General features: G+C 75.2%; 18 protein-coding genes and 1 tRNA gene. 4 read left to right on the top strand and 15 right to left on the bottom strand.

Going from position 1 to position 22,498, the window contains the following annotated elements; all coding sequences use genetic code 11:
• Positions 1–40: 40 nt before the first annotated feature.
• Positions 41–181, bottom strand: coding sequence for a hypothetical protein (locus ACFFKU_RS14355; protein ID WP_380138959.1), 141 nt, complete (start codon positions 179–181; stop codon positions 41–43).
• Between the two features lie 195 nt (positions 182–376).
• Here ACFFKU_RS14355 and ACFFKU_RS14350 point away from each other — a divergent pair, with 195 nt between their 5' ends.
• The 3 genes from ACFFKU_RS14350 (at position 377) to ACFFKU_RS14340 (ending at position 2,875) form a co-directional block, all read left to right on the top strand.
• Entirely contained in the window at positions 377–742 is a 366-nt protein-coding gene (locus tag ACFFKU_RS14350) for a hypothetical protein (RefSeq protein ID WP_380138957.1), read from the top strand.
• Between the two features lie 92 nt (positions 743–834).
• The gene (locus ACFFKU_RS14345) at positions 835–2,283 is read left to right on the top strand and encodes a DUF2079 domain-containing protein (protein WP_380138956.1); all 1,449 of its coding nucleotides are present in this window, start codon (positions 835–837) and stop codon (positions 2,281–2,283) included.
• A gap of 4 nt (positions 2,284–2,287) precedes the next feature.
• Positions 2,288–2,875 carry a YdeI/OmpD-associated family protein gene (locus ACFFKU_RS14340; protein WP_380138954.1) on the top strand — a complete coding sequence of 196 codons (588 nt, stop codon included), beginning with the start codon at positions 2,288–2,290 and terminating at the stop codon, positions 2,873–2,875.
• 8 nt (positions 2,876–2,883) lie between these two features.
• Here ACFFKU_RS14340 and ACFFKU_RS14335 read toward each other — a convergent pair whose 3' ends face one another.
• The 13 genes from ACFFKU_RS14335 to ACFFKU_RS14275 form a co-directional block, all read right to left on the bottom strand.
• Complete coding sequence (locus ACFFKU_RS14335) at positions 2,884–3,315, bottom strand: VOC family protein (RefSeq protein WP_380138952.1); 432 nt, start codon at positions 3,313–3,315, stop codon at positions 2,884–2,886.
• A 106-nt stretch (positions 3,316–3,421) separates the two neighbouring features.
• Complete coding sequence (locus tag ACFFKU_RS14330; RefSeq protein ID WP_380138950.1) at positions 3,422–4,045, bottom strand: hypothetical protein; 624 nt, start codon at positions 4,043–4,045, stop codon at positions 3,422–3,424.
• Positions 4,046–4,080: 35 nt separating this feature from the next.
• Positions 4,081–5,427 (bottom strand): RNA polymerase sigma factor, encoded by a 1,347-nt coding sequence (locus ACFFKU_RS14325; protein ID WP_380138948.1) that lies wholly within the window; start codon positions 5,425–5,427, stop codon positions 4,081–4,083.
• Entirely contained in the window at positions 5,424–5,753 is a 330-nt protein-coding gene (locus ACFFKU_RS14320) for a YciI family protein (RefSeq protein ID WP_380138947.1), read from the bottom strand. The genes ACFFKU_RS14325 and ACFFKU_RS14320 overlap by 4 nt, the downstream gene beginning before the upstream one ends.
• A 198-nt stretch (positions 5,754–5,951) precedes the next feature.
• A tRNA-Thr gene (locus ACFFKU_RS14315) sits at positions 5,952–6,027 on the bottom strand.
• Positions 6,028–6,125: 98 nt separating this feature from the next.
• Entirely contained in the window at positions 6,126–7,685 is a 1,560-nt protein-coding gene (locus ACFFKU_RS14310; protein WP_380138946.1) for an alpha/beta hydrolase, read from the bottom strand.
• Between the two features lie 59 nt (positions 7,686–7,744).
• Positions 7,745–8,914, bottom strand: coding sequence for a DNA polymerase III subunit delta' (locus tag ACFFKU_RS14305; RefSeq protein ID WP_380138945.1), 1,170 nt, complete (start codon positions 8,912–8,914; stop codon positions 7,745–7,747).
• Positions 8,911–11,199, bottom strand: coding sequence for a dTMP kinase (gene tmk / locus ACFFKU_RS14300; protein ID WP_380138944.1), 2,289 nt, complete (start codon positions 11,197–11,199; stop codon positions 8,911–8,913). Before tmk ends, ACFFKU_RS14305 begins: the two co-directional genes overlap by 4 nt.
• Positions 11,200–11,300: 101 nt before the next feature.
• Positions 11,301–14,192 (bottom strand): type I DNA topoisomerase, encoded by a 2,892-nt coding sequence (topA, locus tag ACFFKU_RS14295; RefSeq protein ID WP_380138942.1) that lies wholly within the window; start codon positions 14,190–14,192, stop codon positions 11,301–11,303.
• A 120-nt stretch (positions 14,193–14,312) separates the two neighbouring features.
• Complete coding sequence (locus tag ACFFKU_RS14290) at positions 14,313–15,896, bottom strand: DUF7059 domain-containing protein (RefSeq protein WP_380138940.1); 1,584 nt, start codon at positions 15,894–15,896, stop codon at positions 14,313–14,315.
• Entirely contained in the window at positions 15,893–18,331 is a 2,439-nt protein-coding gene (locus tag ACFFKU_RS14285; RefSeq protein ID WP_380138939.1) for a sodium-translocating pyrophosphatase, read from the bottom strand. The genes ACFFKU_RS14290 and ACFFKU_RS14285 overlap by 4 nt, the downstream gene beginning before the upstream one ends.
• A 204-nt stretch (positions 18,332–18,535) precedes the next feature.
• Positions 18,536–18,961 carry an ATP-binding protein gene (locus ACFFKU_RS14280; RefSeq protein ID WP_380138938.1) on the bottom strand — a complete coding sequence of 142 codons (426 nt, stop codon included), beginning with the start codon at positions 18,959–18,961 and terminating at the stop codon, positions 18,536–18,538.
• A gap of 11 nt (positions 18,962–18,972) precedes the next feature.
• Complete coding sequence (locus ACFFKU_RS14275) at positions 18,973–19,341, bottom strand: STAS domain-containing protein (protein WP_380138936.1); 369 nt, start codon at positions 19,339–19,341, stop codon at positions 18,973–18,975.
• Between the two features lie 247 nt (positions 19,342–19,588).
• Between ACFFKU_RS14275 and ACFFKU_RS14270 the strand changes: the two genes are divergently transcribed.
• Positions 19,589–22,120, top strand: coding sequence for a DNA 3'-5' helicase SftH (locus tag ACFFKU_RS14270; protein ID WP_380138934.1), 2,532 nt, complete (start codon positions 19,589–19,591; stop codon positions 22,118–22,120).
• Here the strand turns inward: ACFFKU_RS14270 and ACFFKU_RS14265 are convergent.
• Positions 22,096–22,482 carry an Rv3654c family TadE-like protein gene (locus ACFFKU_RS14265; protein WP_380139346.1) on the bottom strand — a complete coding sequence of 129 codons (387 nt, stop codon included), beginning with the start codon at positions 22,480–22,482 and terminating at the stop codon, positions 22,096–22,098. The two genes, ACFFKU_RS14270 and ACFFKU_RS14265, sit on opposite strands and share 25 nt — an antisense overlap.
• Positions 22,483–22,498: the final 16 nt, after the last annotated feature.

Below are 22,498 nucleotides of genomic sequence, written 5' to 3'. Positions count from 1 at the left end.
CGCCGGTGCGGAGGGGGCGCTGGCCGCCGGGGCGGCCGGGTCAGCGAAGCAGGAGGCTCCGACAGAACCCGTCGAAGAGGTAGGGCCGACGTCCGGGCCAGAACGGGTCCAGGACCACGAGCCGCGGCATCCGGTCGCCCGGCGCGCGCAGGCGCGGGGCGGCGGCGACCGGGGCGGACATGAAGGGATGGTGCCCGCGCACGGGGGCCCGCGGCAACTCCGCGGCCCCGTCGGATCATGTGGACACACAACGTGTCCCCCCGATCACATAGTGATATCGAGCCCCTCGTGGCACAGTGGTCCCCGCACACATCGCAACCGGTTGATTACGGTGGGACACGCGCGCGTCGCACCGCTGGCTGAACACGGAGTCTCGATGGACGAGCAGCGCCCGCAGCAGACGATCGACGACCGGCCTCGCGTCGACGGCATCCAGGTCATCCGGATCGACGCCCCGGCCTGGGCCTCCCGCGGCCTGGAGGTCGAGGGCGGGTGGCTGCACACCTTCGAGGCGCGCGTCGTCCCCCTCGAGGGCGACGAGGGCGTCGAACGACCGTGCCCGGTGCGCCTCGAGAGCACCGACCTCACCTACACCGAGGACGGCGCCACGATCCTCCGTCGTTTCGGCCCGCGCGTCTTCATCGGCGAGACCGCGCAGCTGTCCGTGACCGAGGCCCGCCGCCTCGTCGCCGCCCTCACCGAGGTCATCGAGCGCGCCGAGGCCACCGACCAGCGCCCCTGACCCTCCACCCCCTCCCCCCGTGATCAAGGAATCCTGCCCTCGGGTCACGGCTCGGGCGGGGTGAACGCCGGGGTGAGGGAGCATGGGCGACCGTGACCGCCCGCTCCACCTCCTCCCCGCCGCCGGGGCCGACGCCGTCGGGGCCCCCGCAACCCCCCACCCGCGCGCGCCGGACCGTCGTCCTCGCGGTCGTGGGGGGCGTCGTCGCGTTCGTGGTCCTGCTGGCCATCGGGGTGGGGCAGTGGAACCGGGGCGCGGCCAGCGCCTACGACCTCGCGATCTTCAGCCAGTCGGCCCAGTCCTGGGCCGGGTTCCGACTGCCGGTCGCCGACGTCCTGGAACCGGGCCGTCCGCTGCTGGGCGACCACTTCTCCCCCGCCGTCGCGGTCTTCGCGCTGGCCTGGTGGGTCCACCCCACCCCCGTCTCCCTCGTCGTGCTGCAAGCCCTGCTGCTGGCCCTGGGTACCGCGGTCGTCGGCCGGACCGCGGCCCGGCACCTCCCGGTCGTCCCGGCCGCGGCCGTCACCCTCGGCGCCGTCGTCGCGCACGGAGCGCTGGCCGCGGCCCGCTTCGACGTCCACGAGATCGCGATCGCCGTCCCCCTGCTGGCCCTGGTCGCGGCCGCCCTGCTGGAACGGCGACCGGCGGCGGCGTTCTGGTGGTCGATCCCGCTGCTGACCGTCAAGGAGGACCTGGGGGCCACCGTCGCCGCCGTCGCGCTGGTCCTGTGGGCGCAACGGGAACGACGCCGGGCCGTCGTGCTCGCGGTGACCGCCGTCGCGGGGGTGCTCGTGGCGTTGGCCATCATGTGGGCGGTCGACCCCGACCACGACCTGTCCCGGCTCGCCTACTTCGGCGGGACGGGTTCGGCCACCGCCGACCCGGTCAGCGGGTGGGCCGCCGTCGGTCCGCGGCTCGGGTTGCTGGTGGCGACGGTCTGCGGCGGGGGGCTGCTCTGGATCGCCTCGCCGATCGCGGTGCTCGCCGTGCCGACGCTCGCCTGGCGCCTCGTCGGCTCGCAGCCGAGCTACTGGTCGACCGGGTTCCACTACGGCGCGGTGCTCGTCCCCGTCGCCGCGATCGCCCTGGTGGACGTGCTCGGCCGGGCCCGCTCCGAGCGCGCCCGGACCCCACTGGCCCTCGGCGCCGCGGCGCTCACCGCGGTGACGACCCTGGTGGTGCTCGACGTCCGCAGCCTCCCGTCCCCGTTCGCGGCCTCGACGTGGACCCCCTCGACGCGGGTCGAGGAACTCCGGGCGCTCGCCGCCACCCTGCCCGCCGGGGCGGCGGTCGCCGCCGACAACAGCACCGCCGCCTACCTCGTCGCCGATCATCAGGTGTTCGGGTTCTCCCCCGGCCGGACCCCGGAGGAGTACCGCGACCTCGGGGTGCAGGTCGTCGTGCTCGACCTGTCCCGGAACTCGCTCAAGATCACCCCCACCGAGAAGGAGGCCTGGGCCGCAGCGGTGCCGACCGAGGGCGGGTACGGCTCGCGGTTGACCGTGGGCCCGTTCACGGCCGTACCCCTCGGGGCAGACTGAGCCGATGGTCGCGTTCGCGGACAAGCCCGTGCACACGTTCGACACCATCGAGGAGTTCGAACGGTTCCTGGAGGCCGACCCGCCCGACGGCGGGATCCGGGTCCGCCTGCGCAAGAAGGGCTCCACGCAACCGGGGATGACCTGGGCCGAGGCCGTCGACGTCGCCCTGTGCTTCGGCTGGATCGACGGCCAGGCCGGTCGCCACCCCGAGGACCCGAAGAACTTCACGCTGCAGGCGTTCACCCCGCGCCGCCGCAACTCCCCCTGGTCGCAGATCAACGTGGGCAACGTCGCCCGGCTCACCGAGACAGGCCGGATGCGCCCCGGTGGCCTCGCCGAGGTGGCCCGCGCCCAGGCGGACGGACGGTGGGACGCGGCCTACCGGCAGAAGGACGCGCCCGTCCCCGACGACCTGCAGGCCGCACTCGACGCGAACCCCGCCGCCGCGGCCGCCTTCGCCGGACTGAACTCCCAGAACCGGTTCGCGATCCTGTTCCGGGTCTCCCAGGCGAAGCGGGCGGAGACGCGGGCGAGACGGATCGCGGAGTTCACCACGATGCTCGCCGAGGGGCGGACCCTGCACCCGCGCTGAACCGGGACCTACTCCGCCGCGTGGCAGACCGCCTCGACGTTGACCCCGGACGGATCCGCGACGAACGCGCCGTAGTAGTCGGCGTGGTACTCGGTCCACACCCCCGGCTCCCGCAAGGTCGTCCCGCCTGCGGCCAGGGCCGCGGCGTAGAACTCCCGGACGGTCGCACGGTCCCCGCAGGTGAACGCCACGTGGGTGTCGGCGTCGTACCGCGGCCCGTCGGCCCCGCTCTCGACCAACCAGAAGAACGGTTTCCGTCCGGCCCCGAACGCGTGCATCGCCTTCTGCCCGGGTGCGGCGGGAACCTCGATCAGGCTGACGACGCCCAACGGGGCCAGGGCGGCCCGGTAGAACGCCACCCCGGCCGCGAGGTCGGGGACCGGCAGGTTGACGTGGTCGATCAGCGAGCCGGCCAGGTCGGTCGTCGGCAGGTCGGTCATCTCTCGGGGTCCCCTCGGGCGACGGCGGTGGCGCGGAACCCGTCCAGCGTCCCGCAGGCGCACGCGTGGGCCAAGGGCCGCGAGGTTCCGGTTCGGCTCCGCGACGTCACTGCCGCAGGTGCCCGGCCGGTCGGCCCGACAACCAGATGTCGGCCTCCGCCAAGGCTGCTCGCAGCGCCTGGCCGGGGTCGTCCGCCTCCCACTCGCTGGCCGGCCACTCCGTCCCCGGCACCGGGATCGCGACCGTCCAGCTCCACTCCCGCGCACCGTGCCCCGGGTCGAAGCCCACGCTGAGGTCGAAGCCCTCGGCGTCGTCGGGCAGGTGGCAGCTCAACCGGGCCAGGTCGACCAGCAGGGGCGACCAGCCTCGCCACAGGTCCCCGGCCCGGTCGAGGCGTTCCGCCACCTCGGCCGGGACCGTGATGGGGCCGTCGGTGGCCAAGGCCAGAGCGAGTTCCTCGACCACCACCGCGGGATGGCCGGCCAGCTCGTAACGCTCGACACCCGTGTGGGGCAGGCCGGTGTCGACCTCCCAGGACAGGTCCACCCCGTCCGCCTCGCCCAGCCCACTGCGCGGTACGTAGGCGAGCGTGAAGCCGCAGGTTCCGGGGGTCCGGGTGATCATCGAGGCCAACGCCGCCACGACGGCCTGCTCCACGTCGGACCAGGGTCGGGGATCACCCCAGCCCTTCACGTCCGACGGCACGGTGAGGTCTTCCCGGTAGGGCACGCCGTCAGCCTGACGGAACCACACCCACCTGGGCATCACCCTTCGGGCGCGCAGGACGCGGCTCGTCGCAGCAGCTGCTCGCGGTCGGGCGGGCTGTCCGTCAGTTCCCCGGCCCGGCGGTAGGCGGCGGCCGCCTCGGCCGGGCGACCGTCGCACTCGAGCAGGTGTCCGCGGCAGGCGTGCCAGCTCCCCGTCGAGGTGACCCCTTTCTGGTCGGCCAGGTCCTGCAGTGCCTGCAGGCCGGCCTCCGGGCGCTCGGCGTGGCCGAGCGCGACCGCGGCGGCCATCTGCTGGTTCGGGCTGGGGTCGATGCGGCTGAGCACGCGGTGCCATCGGCTGATCCGGCCCCAGTCGGTGTCCCGGGGATCCTCGGGCCGTGAATGCTCGAGGGCGATGGCGGCCTGGAGCGTGTAGGTACCGACGGGCTGCCGGCGATGGGCGGCCCGCCGCAGCACTCCCTCGACGAGGCGGGAGGCCTCCAGGATCTGTCGGCGGTCCCACGACCGACGGTCCTGGTCGGCCAGCAGGATCCGTGCTCCGGCGGCGTCGGTGCGGGCCCGGTGACGGGACTCCTGGGCCAGCAGCAGGCCGAGCAACCCCTCCGCCTCGGACGGGTCGACCTCCGCCGCGCCGAGCAGGTCGACGAGGAGGCGGGCGAGCCGGATCGCCTCCCCTCGAAGCTGCGTCGACCCCGGGTCGTCGGGGGAGTTGTAGCCCGTGGCGAACAGGAGGTAGACCACGGCGAGGACTCCGTGCAGGCGTTCCGGCAGCTCCTCCCTCGCCGGGACCCGGTAGGGGATGGCGGCGTGCCCGATCTTGGCGCGGGCCCGGACCAGACGCTTCTGCGTCGCCGCCTCGGTCTGGACGAGCAGCGAGGCGATCCGCGCGACGTCGAGCCCCAGCACCGTGCGCAGGGTGAGCGCCACCCGGCTCGCCAGCGGGAGGGCCGGATGGGTGCACGTGAAGATCAACCGCAACCGGTCGTCGCCGATCGGGCTCTCGTCGTCCGCGTCCGGGCCGGGTTGCGCGTCGGGACCGGGCCCGGGACCGCCCGCCGCCTCGGCGAGCACCCCCCGCCCCACCTCGGCGACGTAGCGCCGGACGGCCGCCTGGTGCCGGCTCTCGCGGCGGAACCGGTCGATGCTGCGCCGGCGGGCCACCGTGACGATCCATCCGGCCGGGTTGTCCGGGACGCCGTCCCGGGACCACACGCTCAGGGCCCGTTCGTAGGCGTCCTGGACGCTGTCCTCGGCGACCTGCCAGTCCTGCACGAGGGCGATGACCGCCCCCATGATGCGGCCGTGCGAGGTCGCGGCGACGTCGGCCAGGGCGGCCGCCGCGCCGCGATCGTCACCCCCCGGCCCGACCGGCGACGAGCTCACAGGGGCCAGGTCGGGCGGATCTCGATGCGACCGAAGCGGGCCATGGGATGGGCGGCGGCGATCCCGATCGCCTCGTCGAGGTCGGCGGCCTCGACGACGTCGAACCCGGCGATCCATTCCCGCGTCTCGGCGAACGGGCCGTCGGTCACCAGTCGCTCACCGGCCCGCACGCGCACCGTCGTCGCATCCTCGACCGGTCGCAGCCGGTCGCCGAACAGGTGCTTGCCCTGGGAGTCGAGCGCCGAGAACCACGCCTCGATGTCATCGCCCGCCGGGTCGTACGGCTCACCGGTCGGGTCGGTGCAGACGAACAACACGTACTGCATGATCTGCCTCCTCGTGCGGCGGCCGGGCGGCCGCCTCTGGTCCATGACGCCCCACGTCCGCGATCGAGGACATGTCCGCACCACTTTCCCGCCCGCAGCACGAGCACCGCGACGCCCGGTCGGGGACGGCGACCGGGCGGGAACGACGAAACCGCAGGCCCTCGACCCGGTACCGGGCCGCTGACCTGCGGTTCTCTGTGGGGCCGCCTCGGGGAATCGAACCCCGGACCTACGCATTACGAGTGCGTCGCTCTACCAACTGAGCTAAGGCGGCCTGCTGCGCGGCCCCTGACGGGGTGGCGCTGAGCAGATCCGAGCCTACAGGACCGGACACCGTGCCCCGCACGCACCGCGACCGCCGCGGGCGGAGGGTCAGCAGGTCGTGCCCTCCGCGGGCAGGACGCCGGTGAGCAGGTAGTCGTCGACGTCGGCGTCGATGCAGGCGCTGCCCCGACGGTAGGCGGTGTGGCCGTCGCCGTCGTAGGTCAACAGGCGTCCGGACTCCAGCTCGGCGGCCAGCGACTGCGCCCAGGCGTAGGGCGTGGCGGGGTCGCGGGTCGTGCCGACCACGAGGATCGGGCCCGCGCCGGCCGCGCTCACCGGGCCGGCGACGTCGACGGACGGGATCGGCCAGTCGACGCAGGGCAGCGACCCCCAGCCGAGGAACGGGCCGAACGTCGGCGCCAGCGCGGTCAACCGCTCGACCTCGGCCTGGACCTCGGCCACCGACCCGTCGGAGGGACGGTCGAGGCAGTTGACCGCGTAGATCACCGTGGCCGAGTTGTCGCTGTACTCCCCGCCCGTCGTGCGGTGGGCGTAGGCGTCGGCGAAGGCGAGCAGCGGGGTCCCGTCGCCGCCGAACGCGGCCGTCAGGGCCTCGGTCAGCTGCGGCCACAGCTGCTCGGCGTAGAGCGGGTAGGCCAGGCCCAGGGTGGCGAGCCCCTCGGTCAGTTCGCGGGCGCCGTCCCCGGTCGGCAGCGGGTCGGCGTCGAGCGAGCGCAGCAACCCGCGGATCTGCTCCCGGCCCTGCTCGACGGTCCCGGTCAACGGGCAGTCGTCACCCGCCTGGCAGTTCTCGACGTAGGCCCCGAGCGCCTGCTCGAACCCCTGCGCCTGACCCTCGTCGATCTCCGCGCCGGTCAGGGCCGGGTCGATCGCGCCGTCGAGGACGACCCGCCCCACCCGTCCCGGGAACCGCTGTGCGTAGAGGGCGCCGAGGAACGTGCCGTAGCTCTTGCCGAGGTAGCTGAGCCGGTCGTCGCCGAGCGCCGCGCGCAGCACGTCGAGGTCGCGCGCCACGCTGCCGGAGTCGACGTGCGCGGCGAGCGCCCCGGCGTCGGCGCACCCCTCCCCCAGCTCCCGGGCCAGCCGCTGCCGGGTGCGGACCTCCGCCGGGGTGTCCGGGGTCGGGTCCTCGGCCAGGAAGTCGTCGGTGTCGCTCGCGTCGAGGCACTGCAGGGGGGCCGAGGACCCGACCCCGCGCGGGTCGAAGCCGACGACGTCGAAGTGGGCGCGGACGGCGTCGCTGAGCGAGACCTCGGCGGTGCGGGCGTACTCGATCCCCGAGGCGCCCGGCCCGCCCGGGTTGACCACGAGGGAGCCGAGCCGGTCCGCACCCCGGCCGGTGGTCGGCAACCGGACCAGGGCCAGGGTGGTCGTCGCCCCGGCGGGGTCGGCGTAGTCGACGGGCACGGTCAGGCGGGCGCACTCGAAGTCGCCCTGGCAGCCGGTCCAGCTCAGCCGTTGGTCGTAGAACCGGGCGAAGTCAGGGTTGCCGGCCTGCTCCCCCCCGTCGGGGGTCACCGGGGTCAGCGCGGTCGGCGTCGGCTGCGGCGCGGGTTCCTCGGCGGAGCAGGACCCCAGGAGCAGGGCGGCGCCGACGCCCAGGGCGAGCGGGCGCAGGGCGCGGGACCGGGGGGACCGAGGTGGCATGGTCACGAAAGGCTACGCGGCGCGACGGTGGGCAGCCCGCTGATCCGCCGCGGGGGTCCTCAGCGCAGGGCCAGGGCCATCGCCTCGACGGCCAGCAGCGGGGCGACGTTCTGCCCGAGCCGCTCCCGGGCGAGCTGCACGGCGTCGGTGCGCCGGACGGTGTCCTCGGGGGTCCCGGCGGCGGCCGCAGCCCGGACCAGGGCGGCGAGGTCGCCGTTGACCAGGTCGACCGGCGCCCCCAGCTGGACGACGAGCACGTCGCGGTAGAACGCCAGCAGGTCGACGAGGGCCCGGTCGAGCACGTCGGTCTGCGCCCGGCGGGCGCGGCGCTTCTGGTCGTCCTCCAGCTGGCGGACCTGGGCCCGCACGGCGGGGGGGACGGTGGCCCCGCCCTCGGCCCCCAGCGCCCGCAGCAGCTCGGCCTTCTCCCGGGCGTCGCGCTCGGCGGTGGAGGAGGTCGCCTCCTCCCCGGCGATCTCGACGAGCTCCCCCGCGGCGACCACGGCCTCGCCCACCGACCGCAACCGCTCGGGCAGGCGCAGCACCTCGCGACGCCGGATCCGCGCCCCCTCGTCGCGGGCCAGCCGGCGGGCGAGCCCGACGTGGGACTGCGCCGCGCGGGCGGCGAAGGCCGCCATCACCGGGTCGATCCCGTCCCGACGGACCAGCAGCTCGGCCACGGCCGGGGCCGGCGGGATGCGCAGCGGGACGTGGCGGGCGCGCGACCGGATGGTCGGCAGCACGTCGTCCACGGCCGGGGCGCAGAGCAGCCACACCGTCTGCGGGGGCGGTTCCTCGATGGTCTTGAGCAGGGTGTTGCCCGAGGTGTCGTTCAGGCGGTCGGCGTCCTCGACGACGATGACCCGCCACCGCCCCACCGACGGCCGCCGCTGGGCGATCGCGATCAGCGGTTCGACGTCGACGCGGCGGATCCAGGTGTGCTCGGTGGTGAACAGCGTGACGTCGGCGTGCGCCCCGGACAGCGCCGTCCTGCACCCGCTGCAGCTGCCGCAGCCGACGCGGCGGCCGTCCTCGCACTCCAGGGCCGCGGCGAAGGCGCGGGCCGCGGTCGACCGTCCGGAGCCCGGCGGCCCGGTGAGCAGCCAGGCGTGGGTCATGCCCGCGGTGCCCGCCCGGGCCGCCTCGGCCGCCCGCAGCAGGGTCGCGACGGCCGGCTCCTGCCCGACGACGTCGGCGAAGACCCCCGCGGGTGCCGGGGCGGACGTCATCGGCGGGCGCTCAGCGGGTCGTCGGAGCCGGGACGCTCCAGCACCCCGGTCACCTCGGGGTCCCGCACCGGCGTCTCGGCCGCTTCGTCCGAGACGGCCGCCGCCGGGTCCGTCGGCACCGGGTCCAGCGGCACGGGACCGGTCGAACCCGCCGGCCGCGCGCGGCGGGCCAACCGGCTGCGCCGCGCGGGCACGGGCCCCTCGGCGGCGGCGTCCTCGGCGTCGGGCGCGTCCAGGAGGGCCTCCAGGTGGGCCCGGACCCGACGCTGCACGGACCGTTCCGAGGTGGTGGCGTCCAGCACCAGGTAGCGGCGCGGTTCGCGCTCGGCCAGCAGCAGGAACTGCTCGCGGACCGCGGTGTGGAACGCCGTCGACTCCGCCTCCAGGCGGTCCTCGCCGCGGCGTCGCTCGTCGGCCCCGCGGCGGGCGGCGGCCGTGCTCGGGTCGACGTCGAGGACGACCGTCAGGTCCGGGACCAGTCCCCCGGTGGCCCACGCCGAGAGCTGTTCGACCTCGTCCACGGACTCGGCGCGCCCGGCCCCCTGGTAGGCCAGCGAGGAGTCGACGTAGCGGTCGGTGATGACGACCGCGCCCCGGCGCAGGGCGGGCCGGATGACCTCGGAGACGTGCTGGGCACGGTCGGCCGCGAACAGCAGCGCCTCGGCCCGCGGTTCGATCGTCCCGCCCTCGTCGCCGACGCCGTCGAGCAGCACCGAACGGAGCCGACGGCCGAGGGCCGTGCCCCCGGGCTCGCGCGTGCGCACGGCCTCCCACCCCTGCCGCGCGACCCAGTCGGCGAGCATCGCGGCCTGGGTCGACTTGCCCGACCCGTCGCCGCCCTCGAACGCGACGAAGTACCCGGGCAGTCCGTGCCGGTGGCTGGCCCGCGCGGTCCGGCCGCGGCGACGCCAGGCCTCGCGGAGGTCGTCGCGGACGCTCGTGCCGCCCTCGGCGAGCGCCCGTACGGCGAGGACGCCGGTGCCGGTGAGCAGCACCCCCAGCAGCAGGACGGCCACGACGGCACCCGGCCAGAAGAGCGGGTCCGCACCGAAGGGCCCGACGGCCCCGGCGAGGGCCGCGGCGGGGACCAGCACGACGACCAGGACGGCCCGCCCGGTGTCGTCGAGGGAACGGCGGACGACCGCGCGGGCCTCCGGCTCGACCTCCAGGTCCAGCAGGGTCGAGGCTCCCGCCCGGGCGGTGCCGGCCAGCAACCCGAGGAGGGCGGCGGCCAGCACCACGACGCTGACCTGGGGGACGACCGCGGCCAGCACCGCGGCCAGCCCGGCACCGGTGACGGCCAGCGCGAACCGCCGCCGCGGCGGCAGCGAACCGGCCCAGCGCGCCCCCCGCGTCGCTCCGGCCAGGCCCCCGACCACGACCACCAGGACGAGCAGCCCGAACGCGCCCACCCCGGCCTCGAGCCCGGCGACCCAGGACGGACCCACCGCGAGCACGACACCGACCGTGGCGACCAGCACGAGCAGGGGCCCGACGACCGGGCGCAGGACCGCGACCCCCAGCACCGTGGCGGCACCGGCCCCCACCCGGCGCCACGGCGCCGCCCACGGCGACCCGGGGGCAGGGGGCGGCGGCGAGGTCGGCAGGTCGGTCCGCCGGCTGAGCAGGACGGCGAGCAGGTGCGCGGCCACGGCCACCCCCAGCACGAGCCGCGTCTGGTCCCCGGCGGGCAGGCTCAGCAGGACCAGCGCGAGCGCCGCGACCGAGGCCGCGACCACCGTCGTCCCGAGCAGCAGCGGGGCGGCGGCCGCCCGGCGGGCCGTGGGCAGCAGACCCGCGGCGGCCGTCGTCGCCGAGCGCGACGCCGCGAGACCGACCACCGCCACGAGCGCCGCGGCCACGAGGGTCCACCCCGCCACGGCCAGCAGGGCCACGGAGAGCAGGAGCAGCGCCCGCAGCAGGTCGGTGACGACGAGGAGGCGCCGACGGTCGACCCGGTCGGCGAGACCGCCCACGACGTCACCGAGGGCGAGTCCGGCCAGCACCCGCAGGGTGAGGACCAGGGCGACCAGGACGACCGGGCCCGACGATCCGGGACCGGTGCCGGTCGCGGCGAGGAGCGTCACCACGGCGAGCAGCCCCAGCAGGTCGGCGCTGCGCGACAGCAGCAGGGCCGGCACGAGGCGTCGCAGCTCGCGGTTGTCGCGGAGCAGCCCCCGCAGGTCCGGGCCGGCCGCCCAGTGCAACCCCGGGGTCGCCCCAGCCGGGTCGGCCGCCGGCACGTCGGGTCCGGAGGATCGGTCGGGCTGGGGGGTGCTGCTCACCCGCGCAAGGGTAAGGGCAGGGTCCGACCTCCCCCGGCCGATCGACCCCTGGAATGCGACCGGGCCCTCACCGACGGTGAGGGCCCGGTTCGTGCGACGCGTCAGGAGTCGGCGGCCACGGTCTTCTTGGCGACCGTCTTCTTCGCGGCGCTCTTCTTGGTGGCGGTCGCCTTCTTCGCCGGCGCCGCCGCCTTCTTCGTGGCCGCCTTGCGGGCCGTCTTCTTGACCGGCCCCTTGGCCCGCTTCTCCGAGAGCAGCTCCGCCCCCCGCTCGGGGGTGATGGTCTCGGGGTCGTCGTCCTTGCGCAGGGTCGCGTTGGTCGTCCCGTCGGTCACGTACGGGCCGAAGCGGCCGTCCTTGACCACCATCGGCTCCCCCGACTCCGGGTCCGGGCCGAGCTCCTTCAACGGCGGCTTGGCGACCTGGCCGCGGCGGGTCTTCGGCTGGGCGTAGATCGCCAGCGCGTCGGCGAGCGTGATGTCGAAGATCTGGTCCTCGGTGGCCAGCGACCGGGAGTCGGTCCCCTTCTTCAGGTAGGGGCCGTACCGACCGTTCTGCGCGGTGATCTCGTCGCCGCTCTCCGGGTCCACCCCCACCACGCGGGGCAGGGACAGCAGCTGCAGCGCCTGCTCCAGCGTGACGGTCTCGACCTGCATGTCCTTGAACAGCGAGCCGGTGCGCGGCTTGACCTTCGCGGCCTTCTTGGTGGCCTTCTTCGCGGTCTTCTTCGCCTCGGCCTGCTGGGCCCGCTCCTCGACCGCGGTGGCCGGGGCGTCCTCGTCGACGATCTCGGTGACGTAGGGGCCGTAGCGGCCGACGCGCGCGACGATCGTGCGCCCGGTCTCCGGGTCGGTGCCCAGGACGTTGTCCCCGCCGGACTGCGAGGTCAGCAGTTCCCGGGCCTTGTCCGGGGTCATCTCGTCGGGCGCCACGTCGTCGGGGACCGACGCCTTGAGCAGCTCACCGGTCTCCGGGTCGGGACCCTCCAGGTAGGGGCCGTACCGGCCGACCCGCAGCACCAGGGCGTCGTCGGGCTCACCGATGACGATGGTGGAGATCTCCCGGGCGTCGATCGAACCCAGGTCGTCGGCCAGACCCTTGATGCCGGAGACGGCGGTGTCCGCCCCCGCCGGGCCCGCGCCAGGACCGTCGGAGCCCTCGGGCCCGCCGGCGGACGCCGCGCCCGGGCCGGCCGCCCCGAAGTAGAACCGGGTCAACCAGTCGACCCGCTCGGCCTCGCCGCGCGAGATGGCGTCGAGGTCGTCCTCCATCTCGGCGGTGAAGTCGTAGTCGACGAGCCGCGGGAAGTGCTCCTCGAGCAGCCGGGTCACCGCGAAGGCGAGCCAGGTGGGCACGAGGGCGTTGCCCTTGTACCGGACGTAGCCGCGGTCGACGATCGTGGAGATGATCGAGGCGAACGTCGAGGGACGCCCGATCCCCTTCTCCTCCAACGTCTTCACCAGGCTCGCCTCGGTGTAGCGCGGCGGCGGGGAGGTCTCGTGGGAGTCGGTCGCCAGGTTCTCGGCCCGCAGCGCCTGCCCCTGCGACAACGGCGGCAGCCGTCGTTCGGCGTCGTCGCCCTCGACCTCGCGGGCCTCGTCGCGGCCCTCCTCGTAGGCGGCCAGGAACCCGCGGAACGTGATGATCGTGCCCGAGGCCGAGAACTCGGCGTCGCGCCCGTCCGCCGTGCGGGCACCGAGCCGGACGGTGGCCGTGGTCCCGCGGGCGTCGTGCATCTGGGAGGCGACGGTCCGCTTCCAGATCAGGTCGTAGAGGCGGAACTCGTCGCCGCGCAGCTCACCGGACAGCTGCGCGGGCGTCCGGAAGCTCTCCCCGGCGGGGCGGATCGCCTCGTGGGCCTCCTGCGCGTTCTTCGACTTCGACTTGTAGACGCGCGGGGACTCCGGGACGTACTCCGGCCCGTAGAGCTCGCGGGCCTGGGCCCGCGCCGCGGTCAGCGCCTGGTCCGACAGCTGGATGGAGTCGGTACGCATGTAGGTGATGTAGCCGCCCTCGTAGAGCCGCTGCGCGGTGCGCATCGTGGCCCGGGCGTTGAGCCGCAGCTTGCGCGAGGCCTCCTGCTGCAGCGAGGAGGTGATGAACGGCGCGGCCGGCCGGCGCGTGTACGGCTTCTCCTCCACCGAGCGGACCTGGAACTCGGCCTGCTCCAGCGCCCCGGCGAGGGCCTGCGCCGCGGTCACGTCGAGGTGCACGACGTCGGCGTTCTTCAGGCGACCCAGGTCGTCGAAGTCGCGACCGGTCGCGACGCGGCGCCCGTCGAGGGCGACCAGCCGGGCCCCGAACGCGCTCTCGCCCTCGGGGGCGAAGTCGCCGGTGAGGTCGGCGTAGGTGGCCGAGCGGAACGCGATGCGCTCTCGTTCCCGCTCGACGCAGAGCCGGGTGGCGACCGACTGCACGCGCCCGGCGGACAGCCCGGCGCGGACCTTGCGCCACAGGACCGGCGACAGCTCGTAGCCGTAGAGCCGGTCGAGGATGCGCCGGGTCTCCTGCGCGTCGACCAGGCGGTCGTCGATGTCGCGCATCTGGGTCACGGCGCGGCGGATGGCCTCGGGGGTGATCTCCCCGAAGGTCATGCGGCGGTAGGGGATGCGCGGCTGCAGGGCCTGCACCAGGTGCCACGCGATGGCCTCGCCCTCTCGGTCCTGGTCGGTGGCGAGGATGAGCTCGTCGACCTCCGTGAGGGCCCGCTTGAGCTCGGCGACCGTGCGCTTCTTGTCGTTGTCGACGACGTAGTAGGGCTGGAAGCCGTTCTCGACGTCGACCGCGAACTTGCCGTACGGCCCCTTCTTCACGTCCTCCGGCAGCTGCGAGGGCTGGGGGAGGTCACGGATGTGCCCGGCGCTCGCCTCCACCCGGTAACCCTCACCGAGGTAGGACGCGATCTTGGCGATCTTGCTCGCGGACTCCACGATGACGAGACGGCGCAGGCCGTCGTTCGTCCCCGCGTCGGTGCGCGCTCCCCTGCCGGCCACTCGGCAACCTGCCCTTCTGCTCGGGGCCGGTCCGTCGGCCCCGCACGTCCTCGTCGTCGCTGCACTGTCGCACGTCGTCGGGCCGGGTGTGCAACCGGCGCGGCGAAGATCGTCGGGCGGTCAGGCCCGGTCCAGCAGCAGCAGACCGTCACCGACGAGGTCGCGGACCGATGCCACCAGGCCCGCGGCGACCTCCGTCGGGTCACGGTCGGTGAGGACCGCCAGGCCGGCGACGATCTGCCCGACGGTCAGCTCCCCGTCGCAGGCGCCGACGACCGCGGCCAGGTCGGAACCCGCCTGCACGGCCCGCTGCCAGCCCCCGCCCTGCCGCAGCAGGATGACCCGCGGGTCGGGCTCCCCGGGGGTGTGGAACCGCTCGTCGGTCACGTCGGGGGCGACGGTCAGGACCCGGTCGAGCAGGGCGGCGTCGTCGAGGCCGGCCAGCGCGTCGTGCGCGGCCAGCCCGGCCGCGAACACCTCCCCGAGGGGGGACGTGATGGTCTGCAGGGCCTCCTCGAAGCGGCGCAACCGCGGACGGGCGGGGTCGAGCGGGCGGCGCAGCGTCAGGATGCCGAAACCGACCCGGGTGATGTCGCGGGCCGCGAAGTCGTCCAGCCAGGCCCCGTAGAGCGCCTCGAAGTCGGGTCCACCCGGCCGGGCCCGGCCGGGGTGCGTCCCGCCGTCGCGGATCCAGGTCTCGGCGTAGAGCGCCGGGTCGGCCACCTCGCGCTGCACGACCCAGGCGTCCAGCCCCGCGGGGATCCAGGCCTCGACGTGCTCGCGCCAGTCCTCCCCCTCGCGCAGCTCCCAGTTGGCCAGCAGCTGCGCCACCCCGCCCGGGGCGAGGACGTCCTCGAGCCCGCCGACCAGGGTCGCGACGAGGGAGTCGCCGGCCATCCCGCCGTCGCGGTACTCGTAGGTGGGGACCGCGCCCGTGCGCGGGGTGATGACGAAGGGCGGGTTGGAGACGACGAGGTCGAACCGCTCGCCGGGACGGACCGGTTCCAGCAGGGACCCCGCCCGCAGGTCGAGCTCGAGCCCGTTGAGGGCCGCGTTGACCGCGGCCAGGTCCAACGCCCGCTCGGAGGTGTCGGTGGCCACGATGCGCCGCGCGTGGCGGGAGGCGTGCAACGCCTGGACCCCGCACCCGGTGCCGACGTCGAGGACGGAGCCGACCGGGGTGCGGACGGTCGACTGGGCCAGCGTGGTCGAGGCGCCCCCGATGCCGAGGACGTGGTCGACCCCGAGCTCCTGACCGGTGACGACCTCACCGAGGTCGCTCACGACCCACCAGGCCGCGTCCCCGGCGGCGTCGGTGGCGGAGTAGGGGCGCAGGTCGACGGCCGCGCGGACCTCGTCCTGCGCGCCGGGACCGTCGGCGGCCAGCAGCCCCAGCCGCAGGGCCCCCGCCACCCCCGCCCGGGGCAGGGCCGCGTCGAGGGCCGCCCGGGTCGCCCCCTGACCGAGCATGAAGACGCCGGCCAGCACCGCGGCCGGTTCGGTGCGACCGCGCAGGGCCCGCCGGGCCGGCAGGAGCTGGTCGCGCTCCAGCGCCAGCCACACCATGTCGCGGGCCCCGGGGTCCACGCCGAGCACGGCGTGGACCCCCTCGACCGTGTAGTCCGCCGCCGTCAGGTCCGCCCTGAGGTCGGCGATGAGGGCGGGCAGCTCGGAGGAACGCGGTTGCGGGGCGTCAGGGCTCACGGGTGCCGATCATCACCGGTCGGACCCGCCCCGGTGGCGGCGGGGTCGGCCCCGCCCTCCTTCGTGAGGTCCAGCGACCCGGCGGCGGAGCCGTTCCCGGCGCCCGACGGGGCGAGCTCGTCGGGGCGACGCAGCTTGCCCGCGAGGATGGCCCCGACCACGACCAGCGTGGCCACCACCGCGATGCCGTAGCGCAGGAGCGGGTTGGCGTCGGCCCCGATGCCGAGGGTGATGACCGCGGGGGCGACCAGCAGCGCGACCAGGTTCATCACCTTGATCAGCGGGTTGATGGCCGGGCCCGCGGTGTCCTTGAACGGGTCGCCGACCGTGTCGCCGATGACCGTCGCGGCGTGCGCCTCGGACCCCTTGCCGCCGTGCAGCCCGTCCTCGACCAGCTTCTTGGCGTTGTCCCAGGCGCCACCGGAGTTGGCCAGGAAGACCGCCATGAGCACCCCGGCCCCGATGGCCCCGCCGAGGAACCCGGCCAGGGGGGCGGCCCCCAGGCCGAAGCCGACCGCGATGGGGGCGAAGGCCGCGAGCAGCCCGGGAGTGGCAAGCTCGCGCAGGGCGTCGCGGGTGCACAGGTCGACGACCCGGCCGTGGTCGGGCTTCTCGGTCCCGTCCATGATCCCGGGCTTGTCGGCGAACTGCTGGCGCACCTCGCGCACGACCGCCCCGGCCGAGCGACCGACCGCGTCCACGGCCAGACCGGAGAAGAGGAAGACGACCGCCGCCCCCAGCAGCACCCCGACCAGGGTGGTCGGGGAGTCGATCCGGGTGTCGGCCAGGGTGACCGAGAGGTAGGCCGAGGGCGTCTCGGTGAGCGTGGCGCTGACGTCGCGGATCGCGGCCTCGACCGCGGCCCGGTAGGAGCCGAACAGCGCGGTCGCGGCGAGCACGGCCGTCGCGATCGCGATGCCCTTGGTCACGGCCTTGGTGGTGTTCCCGACCGCGTCGAGCTCGGTCAGGATCGCGGCCCCCTCGCCCTCGACGTCGCCGCTCATCTCGGCGATGCCCTGGGCGTTGTCGCTGACCGGTCCGAAGGTGTCCATCGCGACGATGACCCCGACCGTGGTGAGCAACCCGCAGCCGGCCAGCGCGATGAGGAACATGGCCAGCGTCAGCACGCCACCGGCCAGCAGGAAGGCGCCGAAGACGGCCGCGGCGATGACCAGGGTCGTGTAGACGGCCGAGGACAACCCCAGCCCGATGCCGCTGAGGACGACGGTGGCCGCCCCGGTCAGGGCGGTGTCGGCGACCCCGCGGGTCGGGCTGCCCTCGGTGCCGGTGTAGTGACCGGTCAGCCAGAGGATGCCGACGGCGAGCAGGATCCCGAGGCCCACCGCGCAGAGCACGACGAGCCGCGGGTCGCCGTCGAGCACGCCGATGTCCTGCGACACCCCGCTCAGCTCGGCGAAGGTGGAGGGCAGGTAGAGGAAGGCGACGGCCGCGGTCCCGACCAGGGCGACCACGGCGGAGATGTAGAAGCCGGTCTGGATGGAGCTGAGCCCGCTGACGCCGACCTTGGCCCGGACCAGCACGACGCCGAGGGCCGCGGTGAGCGCCCCGATGGCGGGGATGAGCAGCGGCAGGACGAGACCGGCCTCGCCGAAGGCGAACTGCCCGAGGATCACGGCGGCGACGATGGTCACCGCGTAGCTCTCGAACAGGTCGGCGGCCATGCCGGCGCAGTCGCCCACGTTGTCGCCCACGTTGTCGGCGATGGTCGCCGGGTTGCGCGGGTCGTCCTCGGGGATGCCCTTCTCGATCTTGCCCACCAGGTCGGCGCCGACGTCGGCCGCCTTGGTGAAGATGCCGCCGCCGACGCGCATGAACATGGCCAGCAGCGCCGCGCCGAACCCGAAGCCCTCGAGCACGGTGGGGGCGTCGGTGCCGAAGACCAGGACCGCCACCGAGGCGCCGAGCAGACCGAGACCGACCGTGGCCATCCCGACGACCCCGCCGGTGCGGAAGGCCAGCCGCATCCCCTCCTCGCGCCCGCCCGGCTGCCGGGCCGCCGCCGCGACCCGGACGTTCGCCTTCACGGCCAGCGACATGCCGAGGTAGCCGATGGCCGCGGAGAAGACCGCGCCGACGAGGAAGGCCACGCTGCGGCCCACCCGCAGGTCCCAGCCGTCGGCCGGCAGCGCCAGCAGGAGCAGGACCACGAGCACCGCGAACCAGGCCAGGGTGCGGAACTGCCGCCGTAGATAGGCGCTCGCCCCCTCCTGCACGGCACCGGCGATCTCCCGCATCCGCTCGGTGCCCTCACCCGCCTTGAGCACCTGCGAGCGGAAGACGACCGCGGCCAGAAGGGCCAGCACCGCGATCACCCCGACCGCGGCCACGAGCACCTGGTCCGACCCCGGTATCGAGGTCCCCCCGCCCTCGACCTGGTCGATCGCCGCTGCCACCTGTGCGAGCTGCTGGGTCATCCGTCCTCCTCGACGTCGACACCTGGTGTCGTCCGAGCCGGTCACCGATGCACAAGGCTTACCACCCCGCACCCCTCGCGGTCAGGGGTCACACGCCCGGTTCTCGTTCCGCCGCACGGTGATCAAGCAATCGCCCGAGAACGCGGAACCGCCCGGTCCCAGGGTGGAGGGACCGGGCGGCGCCGGGTTGCGGGGTGGGGGAGGTCAGTGCTTGTCGAGCTCCCAGGACATCTGGACCGTGCCCGCGGGGCCCCCGCCGTGACGGAGCGAGACGGAGTCCGAGACCCCCTCCAGCAACGCGGTGGCCAGCTCGGCGACGTCGCGGGCCTCGGCCTCGCGCACCGCCTCGAGGTGGCGGCCGGCCGAGGGACCGACGGCGCCCTCGACCGGTGGTCCACCGAGGTCGTCCACCCGGACGTCGAGACGGTCGTCGTCGTCGCACAGGGTCATGCCGACGAGGCCGCCGCCGGAGCGGGTCACGGCCTGCCCGCAGGCCTCACCCACGGCGATGCGGATCTCGTCCAGCTGGTTCTCGCCGAACCCGGCCCGACGGGCGACCGAGACCGCGACGAGCCGCGCGGTCCGCACGTGCTCGGGCAGCGAGCTGAACCGCAGGGCGACGGTGGGCACCGGCGTCCCCGTCAGGAGGTCGCGCCGGCCCCGTCCACGGACGCGGAGGCCGAGATCGCGTCGGCGACGGTGTCATGGATGGGGAAGACCTTGGTGAGCCCGGTGATGCGGAAGACCTTGAGGATCTTCTCGCGCTGGCAGACCAGGTGCAGCGAACCGTCGTGGGAGCGGACCCGCTTGAGGCCGCCGACGAGGACCCCGAGGCCCGTGGAGTCGAGGAACTCCACGCCCTCCATGTCCACCACGAGGTGATGGTGGCCGGACCCGACCAGCTCGTTCAACCGCTCACGGAGGGTCGGCGCGGTGTAGACGTCGATCTCCCCGGATACCTCGACGACCGTCCGGCCGTTCTCCTCGCGGCTGGTCACCGACAGGTCCACGACGCCTCCTTCTGGGCAGCTGGTCACCCGGCTGCTCCGCTGACTGAGCTGACTCCACGTTCTCCGCAGGCCCACAGGAACCCGTCGTCGCATCTAACCATCGCCGTCTGCGGGGGGCACGGCGAGTCGCGCCGAACGTGTGACTCTGCGTGACGGCTTTCGGCTCCCTGGTCACCGGGTGCCCGACACGCACGGGGACTCGAACAGGTGAGCGAGAACAGCCGTCGGCGGGAGGCACACTGGGCGGGTGCCCACGCCCCTCGCCCCCGCCGGTGGGACGGGTCTGCCCGGTACCCCGCCGCCGGGGGCCCTGCCCCCCGGGGTGGCCGGCCTGCTGGAGCGTGGAGCCGCCGACGGGCGCCTGCGCCACCTCGAGCACCTCCCGGCGCGACCGGGGTCGCGAGCACCCTGGCCGACGTGGGCCGACCCCGCCGTCGTGGACGCCCTGCGCACGACCACCGGCGGCGCCGACCCGTGGGGCCACCAGGTCCGCGTCGCCGAGGCCGTGCACGCGGGGTGCAGCACGGTGGTGTCGGCCGGGACCGCCTCGGGCAAGACCCTGGCCTTCCTGCTGCCGGTCCTGAGCGGCCTGCGGGCGTCGCAGGCCGACGGCTCGCGCTCGGCCACCGCGCTCTACCTCTCCCCGACCAAGGCCCTCGCCGCCGACCAGGAGGCCCGCGTCCGCGGGTTGCACCTGCCCGGTGTCCAGGCCGCGACCTACGACGGCGACACCTCGACCGACCTGCGCGGGTGGATCCGCCAGCACGCGAACCTCGTGCTGAGCAACGTCGACATGCTGCACCGCTCGGTCCTGCCCGGGCACGAGCACTGGTCCTCCTTTCTCCGTCGGTTGCGCTACGTGGTGATCGACGAGTGCCACGCCTACCGGGGCGTCTTCGGCGCGCACGTGGCCGCCGTGCTGCGGCGGTTGCGTCGGGTCGCGGCCCGCTACGGCGCGCACCCCACCTTCGTGCTCGCCTCGGCCACCGTGGCCGACCCGGCGACGACCGCCCGCCGGCTGACCGGGCTGCCCGTCCGGGCGGTCACCCAGGACGACTCGGCGCGCCCGCCCGTGGCGGTCGGGCTGTGGGAGCCGCCGACGACCACGGCCCCCGAGGGTGAGCCGGTCCGCCGGACCGCCACGGCGGAGGCGTCCGGGCTCCTGGGGTCCCTGGTGGGCGGCGGGGCGAGCACCCTGGCCTTCGTGCGCAGCCGCACCGGGGCGGAGTCCGTGGCGGCCGGGGCCCGCCGTCGTCTCGCCGAGCACCGGTCCCCGACCGGGGCCCGACCCGAGCACGTCGCCGCCTACCGCGGGGGCTACCTGCCCGAGGAGCGCCGGGCCCTCGAGGCGGCCCTGCGCACCGGGACGCTGCGCGGGCTGGCGACCACGCGCGCCCTGGAGCTGGGGATCGACGTCACGGGTCTCGACGCCGTGGTGGTGGCCGGCTGGCCCGGGACCCGCGCCTCCTTCTGGCAGCAGGTGGGTCGCGCCGGTCGCCGCGACGCCCCCGCCCTCGGTCTGCTGGTGGCCCGCGAGGACCCCCTGGACACCTACCTGGTGAACCACCCCGACGCCCTCTTCGGGACCGGGGTGGAGGCGGCCGTCCTGGACCCCGACAACCCCTACGTCCTGGCCCCCCACCTGTGCGCCGCGGCGGCCGAGCTGCCCCTCACCGAGGCCGACCTCGATCTCTTCGGACCGTCGACGGCCGACGTCCTCGAGCTGCTCACCCGGCGTCGTCTCCTGCGTCGGCGCTCCACCGGCTGGTACTGGACCCGTCGGGACCGGGCGAGCGACCTCACCGACCTGCGCGGCACGGGCGGGACGGTCCGCGTCGTGGAGACCGGGACGGGTCGCGTCCTGGGCACGGTCGACGCCGGCTCCGCCGACAGCGCCGTCCACACCGGGGCGGTGCACACCCATCAGGGCGAGACCTTCGTCGTGGACCGGCTGGACCTCGAGGAGTCGGCCGCCTTCGTGCACGCCGAGGCCACCGACCACACGACGCACGCGACGTCCGACCACGCGGTCCGGATCCTCTCCACCGACGGGACCACGGAGTACCGGGGCCGCGGCGACGGCGCCGGGGGCGGGCCGCTGCGGGTGAGCACCGGGGTCGTCGAGGTCACCTCCCAGGTCACCGGATTCCTGCGCCGCCGCGTCGGCAGCGGTGAGGTCCTCGGACGGTTCCCCCTCGACCTCCCGGAGCGCCGGCTGCGCACCCGGGCGGTGTGGTGGACCCTGCCCGACGGCGTGGCCGAGTCCGTCCTCGACGGCGACCCGGGCCGGGTGCCCGGGGCCCTGCACGCCGCCGAGCACGCCGCCATCGGGCTGCTCCCCCTGCTCGCCACCTGCGACCGCTGGGACCTCGGGGGTCTCTCGACCGCCCGGCACCCCGACACCGGCCGTCCCACCGTCTTCGTCCACGACTCCGTCCCCGGCGGGGCCGGGTACGCCGACCGCGGTCACCAGCTCCTGGAGCACTGGCTGCGGGCGACCCGGGACGCGGTGCGGGGGTGCCCGTGCGAGTCCGGCTGCCCGTCCTGCGTGCAGTCGCCCAAGTGCGGCAACGGCAACGAACCGCTGGACAAGGCCGGGGCCGTCGCCGTGCTGGACCTCGTCGTCGCCCACCTCGGCGGCCCCCCCACCCCCGTCCCGACGGGTGGGGACGACGGCCGACCCGACGACGGACCGGCCGAGGGGCCCGACCACGGACCCGACCACGGACCCGATGGCGGGGTCGGTCCCCGCCGTCACGAACCGGTCCTCGTCGGCTGAGCCCCGGCCCGGGCCGACGCCCGGGCCGGACCCAGACCGTGCAACGCGCCCGGCAGGTCGACCGCCGTGCTCACGTCGACCACGGGCGAGCCGTCCACCACCGAGACCCGGCAGCCGACCAGCCGGGCCGACCCGGCCGTCGCCACCTCCCCCGCCCGGCCGCACGCCGTCGCCGGACCTCCCGGTGACCGCCCGAGGGCGACGTCGGCGGCCGCGAGCGCGGCCAGGTCCGCGGCCGCGGTGGCCCGGTGCCGGGCCGTGGTGGCCGCCCCGAGTCCGGCCACCGTGAGCGCCGCGCCGAGCGCCAGGGCGGTGATCCCCAGCACCAGCGCGCTTCCCGAGCCCGCATCCGGACCCCCCACCCCGGGTCGGACCCGC

The sequence above is a fragment of the Kineococcus gynurae genome (genome assembly GCF_042433995.1).
GTDB lineage: Bacteria > Actinomycetota > Actinomycetes > Actinomycetales > Kineococcaceae > Kineococcus > Kineococcus gynurae.
The sequence above is the reverse complement of the archived record's forward strand: the minus strand, read 5'-3'. Positions and strand labels throughout refer to the sequence as shown.